This window comes from Cellulophaga sp. L1A9, from assembly GCF_009797025.1.
Taxonomy (GTDB): Bacteria; Bacteroidota; Bacteroidia; order Flavobacteriales; family Flavobacteriaceae; genus Cellulophaga.
Genome location: NZ_CP047027.1, coordinates 3,978,719 through 3,993,324, shown reverse-complemented (window position 1 = coordinate 3,993,324; position 14,606 = coordinate 3,978,719). Strand labels below are relative to the sequence as shown.

Genomic DNA, 14,606 nt, shown 5'->3' with positions numbered 1-14,606 from the left:
AAATTAAAATAAGGAATTAGGGAAGTGCACTTTTGAGTGAGTAAATGATGTTTTATGGTAAGAATAATTTAATTTTCTAGCTATAAAATTACCTTAAAGCCAATATAAACTGATTAATTTTCTTCAAATTTTTACTTCTAAATTACCCTAGATAAGCGTACCATTTTCTGATAAAAATTAATCAAAACGCAGACATTAAAATATATGATCTATAGGCTAAGCAAAGATCTTAACCTTCATTATTTATTTTTTTTGTATATATTTAGATAAAATATAATCTATGATTTTTTACGGAACTAAAGGAACACATCTACACAGCGAACGAAAAAGCGGTATAAAATGTGATAATTGCAATGAGAATACAGTTCATAACCTATCAGTTTATGGGAAATATGCATATCTCTATTGGATACCTGTTTTTCCTATGGGAAGAAAATCGTTTTCTGAATGCACAAATTGCAAGGTTACTTTAGAGCAAAATGGCATGAATGAAAAGCTTAAAAACGCTTCTAAAGAGGTAAGTAAAAATACTAAAACACCAATTTGGTATTGGTCTGGATTGGGAATAATACTTGCTATAATTGGTTTGATAATTTTCACTAACCTAAAACACTCGGGTGATTTACAGGACTATATAAATGATCCTGCCGTAGGTGATGTTATTAAATATAAAAATTCTGAATCTGGATATTTTACTACACTAAAAATAACTTCTATTACAGCAGATTCAGTCTTTGTAATACAAAATGATTATGAAACGAATAAAAAAAGTGATGTAAATGAAATTAATAAATTAGTCAATTATACAGAACCCTCATATTCTATGGGAAAAGATGAAATTCGAAATCTTTTTGATGAAAAAGTTTTTTATGATATTAAGAGATAGTCCTATAGGAGATTTAGCGTTTTTTTACGTTGAATTTTACCGTTAGCTGTCTTAACAAAAGACGCTACACTATGAATCTCTTTAGGAATCTCAAATTTATCTAAGCCAGCAAGACTTTGTAATTTTTTCAAAAGGATTCCTTTATCAACCTCACCTTCCACTAATAGTATTAATTTTTGACCTAATTTTTCATCTGGTAATCCCGCTACAAAAAAATTGACATCAATCACTTTCGAAAGCTTAGACTCTATCTTTTCTGGAATTAACTTAACGCCTCCAGAATTAATAATAGAATCATAACGGCCCAACCACTCAAATTCAGTAGGAGAAATAAGCTGTACCAAATCATTGGTTACTATTTCTTGATCCGAAATATTAGAAGCATTAATTACCAAGCAACCCCGTTCATCAACTTTAAAAACAACTTCCGGTAACGCCTTAAAATTATCATGCGTACTGTTTTCAATGTAATTCACCGCTTTTAATGCAATATGAGTAATCGTTTCTGTCATTCCATAGGTTTCATACACGATAGATTGTTTGTCTTGAACGGCAACTTTTAGGGTGTCGGACATTTTTGCTCCGCCAACAATCAATATTTTTATTTGGTTTAGTTTGTTAAGCGAATTTTCTAGTTGCAATGGAATCATCGCACTAAAATCATAAATTTTAAAAATACCCTCTAAAGGATTAGAATTTGGAGTTACATAGTCCAGCGACAAACCTAAAATCATGGCCCGGACCAACATCATTTTTCCAGCAATATAATCTGCGGGCAAACAAAGCAAAGCAGTGTTCCTTCCGTGTAGGTTAAAAAAGGATCCTGTAGCAATGGCAGAATTCACCATATACTGCTTCTGTAACCGTATTTTTTTAGGGATTCCTGTAGACCCAGATGTTGAAACCTCAAGATCATCTTCATCGTTGCTCCAGTCTAAAAGAAAATTTCCTATCGGCTCTTCATATGAAAGTCCTTCTTTAATAAGACAATAGCCTACTTCTTTCAGCTCCTCAAATGAAAATGAAATTCCGTTTAACTTAAAATCAGGATGAATATATTTATAATTGAGATTCATTGTTTTCGTGTGCTAAAAATGCTTCTTCCGTAAGTACTTTCCCTGTTAACTTTTCTTTCCAATTGGTCCATTTATACACTTTAGAAAAAATAAATAAAAGAATAGGATAAATTACAACCACAGGAATAAAAACATCCCAACCTAATTCTGGTTCAGATACATCTCTATAAATAGAATCTGTATGAAAAGCCGTCCAATCAGCAGTGACCAATAAGGCCGTTACTAAATTATTTGCCGCATGGAAACCTAAAGAAAGTTCTAAGCCTTCATCCATCAGTGCTAAAATACCTAAAAAGAACCCTGTACCGATGTAATACACCATTATACCATACCCTAATTGTGCTACTTCTGGATTAAACATATGCATCAAACCAAAAACAGTAGATGTAAGCATCAAGGGAATCCATCTATTCTTGGTAAGAATCCCTAGACTTTGCATAAGATACCCTCTAAACAAGTATTCTTCAAAACTTGTTTGCAAGGGTACTAAACAAATAGCAATTATTGCGAGTACTATAAACTTATTAAAATCGAAATTTAAAACATAATTCTCTGGAGACATATATATATCTACTCCGGTCATTAAGATGGTAATAAGAGCCCAAAACGTAAATGCGAAAAATATACGTCTCCAATCTACTTTTGCTCTAGAAGTTGTGAAGGCGGTAATTGATTGTTGATGCAAAAAGCGCACAACAAAAAATAAGACTAGCAATCCGATAGCAAATGAAATAAGCATCAGAAAAACAAACAAGTTATTCCCTAAAGCTTTTGCCATTTCAGGAAAAGTTGAGGTTACCCCACCACCATTTGCTGCATGAGCACCCAATCCTATTAGAAGCGGTATCAGTCCTAAAACCTGCCAGCCTATTATAACAATCACAAACCCTAAAATATACCTCCAAGAATCTATTAATCCCTTGTATGCTTGCTCTATATACATAAATCACTTATCAAATTAGCATTCCAACTTTTGTTCTTCTTATAATATAATTTGCCATTTTCAACCGCTAATGGACTTTCAAAATTATTCGTGTATAAACCACCGGTTCCTAAACCTTGTGGCAAACTATTATTCAACGTAAATGTCCATTGCGCTATAGCATTTAACCCCACATTACTCTCTAAAGCACTGGTGACCCACCATTTAATTCCGTTTTTTTCGGCGATAGAAATCCACTCCTCACACCCTTTAAAGCCTCCAACCAAACTTGGTTTCAAAATAATATACTGTGGCTGTATCCTTTGAAGCAGTTCTTGTTTTTTTGTGACCTTAAAAACCCCGATTAATTCTTCATCTAACGCAATAGGCAATGGTGTTTTCTTACATAAAAGTTCCATTTCTTGAACATTACCTTGTTGAATAGGCTGTTCTATAGAATGCAGATTAAATGTAGCTAAGCGTTCTAATTTAGCTAATGCTTCCTCTGGTTTAAACGCTCCGTTAGCATCTACTCTCAATTCTATTTCTTCAGGAGTATATTTTTTGCGAATAGACGCTAATAATTTTAATTCCGTTTCAAAATCAATAGCACCAATTTTCATTTTAATACACCTGAAACCATCTTCTATTTTTTGCTGAATTTGTTCGTGCATAAATGCTTCATCGCCCATCCAAATTAACCCATTGATTGCTATTGGCGCTCCTCCAGTTATAAAATCAGAAGGGAACAACTCAAATTCATTTGAAGAAATGAGCGATAGAAAAGCTTGCTCTACGCCAAATTGAATACTAGGAAAGGCCATCAATGCATTCCATAGTGCTTCTTTTCCTAAATGAATATTCTCACAGGTCCATTTTAGCGTTTCTTCATACTCGGGAACATCATCAATACTTAAACTACGTAGAATTCCACATTCGCCTATCCCAAATTTTTCATCAGACTTGAGTATGATAAACCAGGTTTCTTTCTGTTTCAGTACGCCTCGAGAAGTGCCACTAGGGCGCTTAAAATCTAAAATATATTTTTTGTAGGTTGCTTCCATAATTTAGAGTTCAAATTTAACTATATTTTAGGTCTAAATAGAAGGGAAATGGGATTGGGTCAAGAAAAAATTGTTTGGATTACTGGAGCATCATCAGGAATTGGAGAAGCACTAACCTATGCCTATGCAAATTCTGGCGCAAAAGTAATTATTTCCGCTAGAAATACTGAAGGATTAAAAGCCGTACAACAAAAGTGTATTCATCCTGAAAACATCTATGTATTACCTCTTGATCTCCTTAAAACCGAAGAATTTGAGCTTAAAACTGAGGAAGCTTGGCATGCTTTTGGTGCTATTGACATTCTTATAAACAATGCAGGGGTGAGCCAGCGTTCCTTAATCATAGAAACAGATCTTGATGTTTACAAACAACTAATGGATATTAATTATTTGGGTACTGTAGCACTATCTAAAGCTATATTGCCCTTATTTATACAACAACAAAAAGGACAGTTTGCAACCGTTAGCAGCTTAATGGGTAAATTTTCCTCTCCTTATCGTTCAGGATATTGCGGTGTTAAACATGCGTTACATGGCTTTTTTGATGCCTTACGTATGGAGCATGAAAAAGACGGAATAAAGGTGACCCTTATCTGCCCTGGCTTTATACAAACAGACGTTGCTAAAAACGCACTTATTGGTGACGGCTCAAGAAATAATACTGAAGATAAAGCCACCAAAAATGGTTTACCCGTTTCAGTTTTTGCTGCTCGAATGAAGAAAGCTATTGAAAAAGAAAAATTTGAAAGCTATATCGGTAAAAAAGAAATTTTGGGAATTTACGTAAAACGATTTTTCCCAAAACTTCTCCATAAGATTGTTCTTAAAAGTGAGGTACGCTAATCTTAAATTAGAATAGATTTCCCTATTTCTAAAAGAAGTAATTTTTTATCTGCTGCCAAAAATTGTTTTTTTGCTGCTTCATGATCTATTTTAATAAATCCGAAGGTATCATAATGATATCCTAAAACGGTATCACATTCTACAAAATCAGAAGCGAAAATAGCATCTTCAATACCCATTGTAAAATTATCTCCAATAGGTAGAATGGCCAAGTCCAGTTCATAAGTATAGGGTATAAGCTTCATATCCATGTGCAAAGCAGTATCTCCTGCAATATAGATATGCTTTTCATCGGCAGAAAGAATAAAACCTCCTGGTTGTCCGCCATACGTACCATCAGCAAAAGAAGAGGTATGAATAGCATTTACATATTTTAATTTTCCGAAGTCGAAATTCCAGCTTCCTCCATGATTCATAGGATGCGTTGTAAAGCCTTTGTTTTCATAATACGTAGCAATTTCATAATTACTAACTATAGTGGCGCCAGAATTCTTTGCAATCACCTCTACATCTAAAACATGATCTTGATGTGCATGTGTCAGTAAAATATAATCAGGCTTTAAATCATTAAGATCAATTTTCCCTGTTGCCAACTCATTTCCTGAAATAAATGGATCTATTAAAATAGTTGACGTGGTTGTCTTTATCAATAATGACGCATGGCCCAGAAATGTAATTTTCATATTTTTAAGCTATTTTTTTAATTTGATTTATTTAAAATTAAACCAAAATTTAACTCCCTCTTCAACTTTATCAATATTTAATGTTGACTGAAGCTGATTCACCAAACGATTCATTAATCTAATTCCCATAGATTCTCCTGCACGTTCTTCCATATCTGATGGCATGCCTACTCCGTTGTCAGAATATTCAAAATAACCACCACCTTCTTCTGTTGTTTTTCTCAAATGAATATAGATTTTTCCGTTTCCATCATCTTCAGGAAAACCATATTTAAAAGAGTTAGACACCAATTCATTTAATATCAACCCAAATGGAATTGCTCTATCAATATCTAGTTCAATTCCTTCAGCATCAATATTTATATTTATTTTATGTCCGCCTTTTTTGTAAACAGATTGTATACTATTTACCAAGCTTTCAATATATCCTTGCATTTCAATTACAGAAAGATCATCATTTTGATATAATTTCTGGTGAATTAATGCCATCGCTTTCACCCTACTTTTTCCTTCTTCTAAGGCTTCAATCGCTGCTTTACTCTTTGTGTTTTTAGTTTGTAAACTCAATAAACTTGAAACCATCTGAAGGTTATTTTTAACCCGGTGATGAATTTCCTTTAACAACGAATCTTTTTCTACCAGTGAAGCTTCTATAATATGTTTTTGCTGCACAATAATTCGCTGTACTTTAATACTTCGTAAATAAGCATAGACTAAGCCTGCAAAACCTAAAAGTGTAAATATTAAAGAAATATAGATGTAGCTTATTTTGTTATCTAACGCATCTAATTCTTTACTCTTTAGCTCTAAACTTTCTTTAGACTCTCGGTACATGGCTTTAGAATTTTCTAAATCTGATTGTACTAAGGCTTCTAATTGTTGTCCGGTAATTATTCTTTCATTGGAGGCTACAGAATCTAACAGTCTAATATTCTTTTTGTAATAGAATGATGCTGTTGAAAAATCGGCCACTTTATCATAATACGCCGCCAACAACCTATTCCTTTTTACTTGATGTTCTGATTCTACATATTTAAAATCTTTATCTAATAATTTTTTAGCACTCTTAAGTTCATTTGTTTGAAGTTCGCAATCTGCTAGGTATAAGGTATTCTCTATAAGACTAGAAGAATAAGATCCCATTTTAAACTCATTAATAGCATCGATACTTTTATTGAGATAAAAAATAGCATCCTTAAAATTTTTCAAATCTGCATAACACTTACCTATATTCCCCGCGATAATACCTTTCAACAGATTACCTTTAATTACATCGTCCTCTGTTTTAGCAAGCATGACGTCATTGAGGTAAAGGTTAACGAAGGATTCTGCACTTTTAAACTTAGTGATTGCAGTTGGTGGAGATTTGTCTAGCCATAAATAATGGCCTACATTATTATTATAAACAGCATTTGCATAATAATCTTTTGGATCAATAGTTTTACTTACTTCCTGAATATAGTCTGTCATTGCCTTATTAGGCAATCCTAAATTAGAATAGATATCATAAAAAATAATATTTTCTGAAATCCCTAATTCCTTTCTTTCTTTACGTACTTCTGATTGTTTTATATAAAGCTTAAGTTTCTCGTAGCTTTTATCTAGAAGTTCTAATAATATTTTTTTCTCGGGGACAGACATATTTTCATTGGTCTGATAGAGATTGTTTGCCAATTCTACACTTTTAGAATATTCTCCTAAATCAAAAAATACTTGACTTTGCATGGCTTTGTACTGAAAGATCTCAATGGAGTCTTTTGAGTCTTCGGCTTCCGTCAGATATTCTTCTAGTGTTTTTTTCCAATCAAAAGGAGACGTTTGATTGTATCTATTGTGAGAGTTAAAAAAAACAGTATAGCGCTCCGATGCATTACTAGCATTCTGAAAGGCTTTGTATGAATTTACATCATCATTTCTATTTTCTTGGCCGAAGACAGCGGCACATAGAAAAAGAAATAAAAACTGTAAGAGTGTCTTCTTACAAAGCAGTTTTATATGGTTAAAGTGCATGCGCGTCTTAATATTATTAGTTTATGGTATGATGTGTCTTTCAAACATACTGTAATTACTGATAATTACAGTTATTATGTTGTCAATTTAAAGCTTTATGTTGTGTATAAAATGAATTTAATTAACAAAAAATCAAAATTAGTCCTTATTCCCTTAAACTGGAAATAGATTAGCCATAAATTAAAAAGACCGAACAACTGATTGTTCGGTCTTAATATTTGATTATGAAAATGATAAGATTTGGGATCTTTTATTTAATCATGTCCCAAAGGTATAGCTATCCTTCAAAGTGGCATTCATTTTGTTGTGTACCCTTAAATTTATGTGGTAAACAATCCTTTTTTGTTTTTCACTTGTATTTCATCGTTCTTTTTTAAACAAAAAAAAGCTGATTAATATATTAATCAGCTTTAAATAATCATTTAATAAATTCTTACTACTAAGAATTCATCGCCGAAATAATAAACTCCTTAAACTCTTTAGAGATCGGTATTAAATTATTATTGATTAAAATATCTTTAGAGTTAATGGCTTCAATATGATCTACATTAACAATATAGGATTTATGAGCTCTATAAAACTTGTTTGACGGTAACTTCTCTAAGTAATCTTTTAGAGGAGAACGCACTAAGAACTTCTTATCTACTGTATTTACTTCAAGGTATACGTTGTCCGCTTTTATAAACTGTATATCACCAAACTGAATTCTATAATAAAGATGTTGCTTTTTAACAAAAATAGAATCTTTAAGAACGCTGTTCGATACTAGTTTATCATCAGGAACCTCTTCTGTAGGTGCATTATTATTTTCTGATGCTTTCTCATTATAATTAAAACTTGATAATGCAATTTCTATAGACGTATACAAATCTTGCTGCTCAAAAGGCTTTACAAGATACCCGTTTGGTTTTACGGTTTTTGCATTTTCTACAGTTGCTCTATCTGAGTTTGATGTTACGAAGATGAAAGGAATATTATATTTTTCTCTAATGTGTTTTCCTAAATCTATTCCTGTTTTATCAGAAGCAAGAATAATATCAATCAAAACAAGATCTACTTGCTTTGTTTTTAGTACTTCTATCGCTTGTTCATAAACGATAACATTATCAACAATCTCATAACCAATCTCCTCTAACATTGATTGCATATCATCAGCAATGATCACGTTATCTTCTACTATAAGAATTTTAATGGGCTGCTCCAAATTTGGTTTTAGTTTATTAAAGTTATGTAAGCCAAAGCTACGAAAAAATATTAAAACTTAAATAAAAGATAACGGCAAGAAAAAATGTATTTAAGGCCACTTTCTTTAGTTCAGGATCTAATAAATAAGGTTCTGTTGTTTTAGAAACACGTTTTGCATGTAAAACAATCGGAATAAACAGGATTAGAGGAATAAGATTATACCAAGCTGTGTAGTTTACGACTATAAAACCCATCATGCTTAAAAATGAAAAAATCAAAAGCGCATAATGATAAATCTTACCATTGGCATACCCCATTTTAACAACTAAAGTATTTTTACCCGCATTTTTATCTGAAATAGCATCTCTAAGATTATTTAAGTTTAACACGGCTGTACTCAATAAACCAATGGCTATTGCAGGCAATATAGATGAAAAAGTTAAGAATTTAGTAAATAAAAATAGTGAACCTAATACGGCTAGCAAACCAAAAAAGATAAAAACAAAAAGATCTCCTAAACCTCTATAGCCATATGCTGAAGTCCCTACTGTATATTTTATGGCTGCCCAAACACTAGCAAGCGCCATACCAAAAAACAATAAAATTAACAGGTAATTTTCTAACCCAAAAGCTACAATTAACAAGGTGATGGAAAGAAATAAATCGATAATAATAGAAACGATAATTCCTTTTTTTAATTCTTCTCTAGTTAAAATACCACTTTGCAATGCTCTTTTAGGACCTACTCTTTCTTCGTTGTCTGTTCCTTTTACACCGTCACCATAATCATTTGCGAAGTTAGAAGTAACTTGAAACCCTATTGTAGTAAAGAGTGCCAGAACAAAAATGGTCCAGTTTTGGTATCCGTAGAAATCGCCTAATGCGGCACCCACAATAATTCCAGAGATAGATAATGGTAAAGTACGCAGTCTTGCTGCGTTTAACCATGCTTTAAATTTTGTCAATCTAGTAAGGGTCTTCTATTTGTATGCGTTTCCCATTTTGGTAGGATGCCACAAAGGCATCATCAAAGCCCATTTTCACCAGTTGATACCGGAATGATCTTGCTTCTTCAATAGTTTCAAAATTACCTAAGGAATACGAGTAAAACGGATTTGTTTTTACAAACAAGGTGTTTGTTAATGATTCTGAAGCTAAGGTCACGTTATTATCTACAAACGATTTGATTTGAACAGAATATATTTTTTCTTTATCTAAAAATTCTTTAGCAAGGTAAAACTCCTTCACATTACTAAGTTCCTCATTTTTCAATTTTAAATTATCCATTCTAGACTTAATAGCATCTAAACTATCTAAATCATAAACAACCAGTTTATTATTAGTGCTATCAGGGGCACTACTTCTTCTGCCTGCATTAAATACATACAATGCAAAAATTCCTAATAAAAATACACTTGTAACCCCTGCAAGAATATTTCTTTGTATTTTATTTCTTTTAAGTTCTTTATTCTTAAACTTAATCTGATCTAAAAGGCGCTCATTAAGAATTTGAGCTTTATCGATGTCCTTATGTAAGTCAAGTAAATCGCTTTCTTCAATAAATGGCATATTAAACTTGTTATTAGGGGAATTATTTCTATTTCAAATAAAAACTGTTCGTTTAATTGTAAATGTATATATTTCTGAAAAAGAATGGAAACATTTTACGGTATTATTTCACTGAAAATCATGTTATTGCAGATAAGATAATATAACCCCCTATTTTAAAGCAAATAAATACCATCTGGCTTTATAGCAATCTTACGATCTTTATACAAAGTACCAATACTCTTCTTAAAAACTTTTTTACTCATCTGCAATTTGGCACTAATTTCATCTGGAGAAGATTTATCGTGCAAGTTTAGAAAACCACCTTCTTTTTCCAATCTATTGTAAATAACATTGGCTGCTGGTTCTATACTTTCATACCCAATTGGCTTTAGATTTACATCTATTTTATGATCAGGTCTAATATGCTTTATATACCCCTTAAGCGTATCACCGACCGCTATCTTCTTAAAAACTTGATCGGTATAAACAAGTCCTTTATGTTTATCATTGATGATAACATCCCATCCTAAGTCGTTCTGTCTCGTAACCACCAAATCTACTTCTTCATTCACTTCTACCGTTAATTCTTCATTGTCTAAGAATTTATCGATTTTATTTGACCCTACTAATCGGAATGATTTTTCATCAAGGTAACAGTAAATAACATACCATTGTCCTTCTTGCATACGTTCGCGTTGTTCTCTAAACGGAACCAAAAGATGCTTTTCTAGACCCCAATCTAAAAATGCACCAATATTATTTACTTCTACAACCTTTAAAAGTCTAAAAGTATCTCTAAATATATAAGGCGTTAAAGAGGTCACTACTGGGCGTTCATCAAAATCTAAATAGCAGAAAACAGTAAGCTTATCCCCTATTTCGTAAATTTCTGGAACGTATTTATTTGGCAACAAAACATCATTACCTTCTTCGTCACCTAAAAAAAGTCCAACACTGGTATCTCTTAAAATTTCTAATGTGTTGTAATTACCTAATTCTATCATGTTGCAAAAGTACGTTTTATAAGATAAATTTTATAAAAAAATTCGTTGATTCGTAGAAACAAAAAAGCCGTTTCATTTTTATGAAACGGCTCTTAATAGTATCGCTTGGTTTATTTGTTATAAACAGCTTGTTTTTTAAAATGTTTTGCTAGCATATAATAAACAACAGCTCTGTGCTTGTTACGGTTAGAAGAACCATACTTTTCTAAAACACTTTCAATTGCTGGCATCATATCAGCATTTTCTGTCATTCCTAATTTTTTAATTAAGAAGTTATTCTTAACCGTATCTTTTTCTTTTTGGTCACCTCCAGAAACTTTAGAAGCATCTGCATTGTATATTGCTGGACCTAATCCTATAGCAACTTTTGTTAATAAATCCATGTCAGGCGCTTCACCAAATTTATCTTTAATGTCCGCTGCATACTTTACGATTAATTCGTCTCTTTTACTCATAATTGTTAGTGTTCTTTTATTTAAGAATATTAATGTTTGCCTAAGATATAAAATCAAAATAACTAAGCAAAATTTTATTATTAATAAATCTGGGAGTTTTTATCTCTAACAATTTAGGTATTTTACTGCTTTTATAAAAATTAATCAGGGCTTTTTCTAAGTTTTTCTCATTTTCTACCGCTTCATGTGAAATATCATAACTACTGCACAATTTTGCTAAATCTATTGCATGAGTGGTCTCAAAAAAGGTTTCAAAATTCTCAGTTTCTTCTTGACCAGGTAAAATCCTAAAGATTCCGCCACCGTCATTATTAAGAACAATAATTCTAAAATCTGAACGTATATTTTTATTCCACAAACCATTACTATCGTATAAAAAACTAAGATCCCCTGTAATTAACAAAGTCGGTTTTTGATTATAAACTGCAGCTCCTACAGCTGTAGACGTAGACCCATCTATACCACTAGTACCACGATTGCAAAAAACAGTGATACTTGGAGCTATGGTAAATAATTGTGCATAACGCACCGTAGAACTATTTGCTAAATGTAACTGGTAGTTTTCTGGAATCGAATTTGCAACTTTTGAGAAAGCTAACATATCTGAAAATGGAATTTCCTTTAGATATTGATTTCGTTTGGCCTCATACTTTTTTTTCACTGCAGCCCAATAGGAATAATAGTCACTGTCAATAGGTTTTACTTTCGGCAGAAAAGACTTAAAAAAAGTATTTTCTGATGTTTCAAAATGATGTGTAATAGAAAAAAAAGTGTCGTATGCTTTCTTCGCATCAATATGCCAATGCTGTGCTGCTTTATACTTGCGCAAGAAACTCTTTATTTTCTTAGATACTATGAGTCCGCCGAAGGTAAGAATTAGATCGGGTTGTAATTTTTTGAATAGCTCATCACTATTGGCCGATTTTTCTATAGGAGCAATAAGACTATCGATACTCTTAAAAAAATTAGGATGATGTAAGTTTGATGTTGTTTCTGTCAGTACAATAACCGATGCATCATTCGCTAAAACATCAAGGTATTCTTGAGCTACCGCATTAGGATACTCTACTCCTACCAAAACTAATTTACGTTTTGCGTTGTTCCAAGTGGCTGCAAAAGCAGACAAATCTTCTACCGCCTCAAGTACAGGCTTCTGATACACTAAAGCGGGCTGGTGATTAGGTGTCGTAGTGGTATTGTATAAAGGCTCTTCAAATGGCACATTTATATGTACCGGAGACATGGTCTCAATGGCTAATTGAAATGCCTGTCCTAACTCTTTATCGTTATACGCTTCTATTTGCGCTTGTTGCTTTTCTACTGACATACTTAAACTAAGCAAGCCTTTCCCCTGTTTTTTTATCGTTTCTGTAGCGTGACTTACATCTAACTTTAAGTTCGCCGAATACCCAATGTGACGATCAAACACGTGATCTTGACGTATAGTTTGTCCGTCTCCAATATCTATCTTATAAGACGGTCTATCAGCTGATATTACCACTAGTGGAATATCGCTATAGAAAGCTTCTGAAATAGCCGGATAATAATTTAAAAGCGCGCTCCCCGAAGTACACAGCACCGCAACAGGTTTCTGTTGTTGCTGCGCCATACCCAATGCGAAAAAAGCAGCGCAACGTTCATCTACAACACTGAAACAATTGAAGTATTCATCTTCTGTAAAAGTTATGGTTAATGGCGCATTTCGCGAACCTGGAGAGATAACAATATCTTTTATGCCATATATTTTGCAATAATGAGCGACCGTTTGTGCAGAGGGTATTGTAGAGTATTTCAATGTAATTGTTTTATTGGAACAAAATTACAACACAACTTTAAGCATTGTATTACTTTTTGCTACCGTTTCTTCCCATTCTTTTTCGGGATCCGATTCCTGTGTAATTCCGCCTCCTACATATACCAATGCCTTTTTATCTTTTAATTGCATGCATCTAAGGTTTACGTAAAGCGATGTGGTATTTTTAACCGTTCTATAAGCCTGATTTTCTCTATTACGCCTATTGCCAGATCGAAAATTCTCTTCTTTAAAATTAAGCTCGCCTAAAAAACCGGTGTAGTATTCTCTATCATAATTTTCATGTGCTAAAATAAAAGCTTTCGCTTGTATTTTCGGTAATCCACACACCGCTGGCGTAGGGTGTAACGCGGTAATAATTTCTTTTAAATTATAGGCAGATAATCTTCCTGAAACTGATGTTCTTAAATGCCATAAACTCCCAGCTTTTAAAGATTCCGTTTCCGAAATAGTTAAATTAGCTACACTAAATTCTAAGGCTGATGCGATATAATCCGTAACTAATTTCTGTTCCTCTAATTCTTTTTTTTCCCAAACGGGAGCTTTCCCTTCTTCTACTTTTTTGGTCCCAGCGAGAGACATGGTCTTGAGTTGTTTATTTTCTGTTCTGAGCAAAATTTCAGGAGTTGCTCCCAACCACAAACCTATTCTAGGGTGGTACCAGAGGTAACAAAATGCATTTGAATAATTGGCGAGTAAAGCTTCAAATAACGTAAAGGCCGACTTATTTGTTACTACTTCCAATTTTCTAGAAAGCACCACTTTTTTTAATTCATCCTTTTCAATCAATTCAATACCTTTTCGCACTAAATTGATATGGAATTCTTTCTGATCATCATCTGCCTCCAAAGGTATACTAGCAAGTTCCTTGGTGCTTTCCGAAGCTGTATATTCGACCACATGTTTTTCATCTGGCTGTAATAAAATAATCTTATCATCTGCATTAAACGGAGCAAAAACAAAACCGCTTTTCGAGAAGTCTTCTACATAATGAAGTTCATCATCGTTTTGAAACAAGCCATTAACGGTAGTTTCTGAAGGTTTCCGATACAAAACAAATGGTTTTGAAGCCTTAAAATGGTTTTTTGCTTTAGAAAAAAAATCGTGCAACATA

14 protein-coding genes are annotated in these 14,606 nt (G+C 32.8%); 2 read left to right on the top strand and 12 right to left on the bottom strand.

The genetic code is table 11. The features are described 5' to 3' along the window. Positions 1-280 precede the first annotated feature (280 nt). Complete coding sequence (locus GQR94_RS17570) at positions 281-886, top strand: zinc-ribbon domain-containing protein (protein ID WP_158977611.1); 606 nt, start codon at positions 281-283, stop codon at positions 884-886. A gap of 2 nt (positions 887-888) precedes the next feature. Here GQR94_RS17570 and GQR94_RS17565 read toward each other — a convergent pair whose 3' ends face one another. The 3 genes from GQR94_RS17565 to GQR94_RS17555 are packed head-to-tail and all read right to left on the bottom strand — an operon-like array spanning position 889 to position 3,948. Further along, complete coding sequence (locus GQR94_RS17565; protein ID WP_158977608.1) at positions 889-1,962, bottom strand: AMP-binding protein; 1,074 nt, start codon at positions 1,960-1,962, stop codon at positions 889-891. Then, a complete protein-coding gene (locus GQR94_RS17560; RefSeq protein ID WP_158977605.1) occupies positions 1,946-2,905 on the bottom strand; it encodes a CPBP family intramembrane glutamic endopeptidase in 960 nt (319 codons plus the stop codon). Before GQR94_RS17560 ends, GQR94_RS17565 begins: the two co-directional genes overlap by 17 nt. After that, positions 2,896-3,948, bottom strand: coding sequence for an o-succinylbenzoate synthase (locus GQR94_RS17555; RefSeq protein ID WP_158977602.1), 1,053 nt, complete (start codon positions 3,946-3,948; stop codon positions 2,896-2,898). The genes GQR94_RS17560 and GQR94_RS17555 overlap by 10 nt, the downstream gene beginning before the upstream one ends. A 48-nt stretch (positions 3,949-3,996) precedes the next feature. On the opposite strand from GQR94_RS17555, the gene GQR94_RS17550 reads away from it, so the two are divergent. Beyond that, positions 3,997-4,791: an SDR family oxidoreductase gene (locus GQR94_RS17550; protein WP_158977599.1), complete on the top strand. Its 795-nt coding sequence runs from the start codon at positions 3,997-3,999 to the stop codon at positions 4,789-4,791. 2 nt (positions 4,792-4,793) lie between these two features. Here the strand turns inward: GQR94_RS17550 and GQR94_RS17545 are convergent, their stop codons facing one another. The 9 genes from GQR94_RS17545 to GQR94_RS17505 form a co-directional block, all read right to left on the bottom strand. Beyond that, positions 4,794-5,474 (bottom strand): metal-dependent hydrolase, encoded by a 681-nt coding sequence (locus GQR94_RS17545; protein WP_158977596.1) that lies wholly within the window; start codon positions 5,472-5,474, stop codon positions 4,794-4,796. A gap of 27 nt (positions 5,475-5,501) precedes the next feature. Continuing rightward, positions 5,502-7,484: a sensor histidine kinase gene (locus GQR94_RS17540; protein WP_158977593.1), complete on the bottom strand. Its 1,983-nt coding sequence runs from the start codon at positions 7,482-7,484 to the stop codon at positions 5,502-5,504. A 439-nt stretch (positions 7,485-7,923) separates the two neighbouring features. Beyond that, positions 7,924-8,688, bottom strand: coding sequence for a LytTR family DNA-binding domain-containing protein (locus tag GQR94_RS17535; protein WP_158977590.1), 765 nt, complete (start codon positions 8,686-8,688; stop codon positions 7,924-7,926). 37 nt (positions 8,689-8,725) lie between these two features. Further along, entirely contained in the window at positions 8,726-9,634 is a 909-nt protein-coding gene (menA, locus tag GQR94_RS17530; RefSeq protein WP_158977587.1) for a 1,4-dihydroxy-2-naphthoate octaprenyltransferase, read from the bottom strand. 1 nt (position 9,635) lies between these two features. Then, the gene (locus GQR94_RS17525; RefSeq protein ID WP_158977584.1) at positions 9,636-10,238 is read right to left on the bottom strand and encodes an SPOR domain-containing protein; all 603 of its coding nucleotides are present in this window, start codon (positions 10,236-10,238) and stop codon (positions 9,636-9,638) included. A 155-nt stretch (positions 10,239-10,393) separates the two neighbouring features. Further along, positions 10,394-11,224 carry a S1 RNA-binding domain-containing protein gene (locus tag GQR94_RS17520; RefSeq protein WP_158977581.1) on the bottom strand — a complete coding sequence of 277 codons (831 nt, stop codon included), beginning with the start codon at positions 11,222-11,224 and terminating at the stop codon, positions 10,394-10,396. Between the two features lie 110 nt (positions 11,225-11,334). Then, positions 11,335-11,679, bottom strand: coding sequence for a DUF2853 family protein (locus GQR94_RS17515; protein ID WP_158977577.1), 345 nt, complete (start codon positions 11,677-11,679; stop codon positions 11,335-11,337). 40 nt (positions 11,680-11,719) lie between these two features. Then, entirely contained in the window at positions 11,720-13,474 is a 1,755-nt protein-coding gene (menD, locus tag GQR94_RS17510; RefSeq protein ID WP_158977574.1) for a 2-succinyl-5-enolpyruvyl-6-hydroxy-3-cyclohexene-1-carboxylate synthase, read from the bottom strand. A gap of 24 nt (positions 13,475-13,498) precedes the next feature. After that, positions 13,499-14,605, bottom strand: coding sequence for a chorismate-binding protein (locus tag GQR94_RS17505; protein ID WP_158977571.1), 1,107 nt, complete (start codon positions 14,603-14,605; stop codon positions 13,499-13,501). Position 14,606: the final 1 nt, after the last annotated feature.

Excerpts from the sequence above, each read along its gene's own strand:
- GQR94_RS17565 (WP_158977608.1), bottom strand. The coding sequence starts at position 1,962 with ATGAATCTCAATTATAAATATATTCATCCTGATTTTAAGTTAAACGGA.
- GQR94_RS17520 (WP_158977581.1), bottom strand. The coding sequence starts at position 11,224 with ATGATAGAATTAGGTAATTACAACACATTAGAAATTTTAAGAGATACC.
- GQR94_RS17545 (WP_158977596.1), bottom strand. The coding sequence starts at position 5,474 with ATGAAAATTACATTTCTGGGCCATGCGTCATTATTGATAAAGACAACC.
- GQR94_RS17540 (WP_158977593.1), bottom strand. The coding sequence starts at position 7,484 with ATGCACTTTAACCATATAAAACTGCTTTGTAAGAAGACACTCTTACAG.
- GQR94_RS17550 (WP_158977599.1), top strand. The coding sequence starts at position 3,997 with ATGGGATTGGGTCAAGAAAAAATTGTTTGGATTACTGGAGCATCATCA.
- GQR94_RS17560 (WP_158977605.1), bottom strand. The coding sequence starts at position 2,905 with ATGTATATAGAGCAAGCATACAAGGGATTAATAGATTCTTGGAGGTAT.
- GQR94_RS17555 (WP_158977602.1), bottom strand. The coding sequence starts at position 3,948 with ATGGAAGCAACCTACAAAAAATATATTTTAGATTTTAAGCGCCCTAGT.
- GQR94_RS17505 (WP_158977571.1), bottom strand. The coding sequence starts at position 14,605 with ATGTTGCACGATTTTTTTTCTAAAGCAAAAAACCATTTTAAGGCTTCA.
- GQR94_RS17525 (WP_158977584.1), bottom strand. The coding sequence starts at position 10,238 with ATGCCATTTATTGAAGAAAGCGATTTACTTGACTTACATAAGGACATC.
- GQR94_RS17570 (WP_158977611.1), top strand. The coding sequence starts at position 281 with ATGATTTTTTACGGAACTAAAGGAACACATCTACACAGCGAACGAAAA.
- GQR94_RS17515 (WP_158977577.1), bottom strand. The coding sequence starts at position 11,679 with ATGAGTAAAAGAGACGAATTAATCGTAAAGTATGCAGCGGACATTAAA.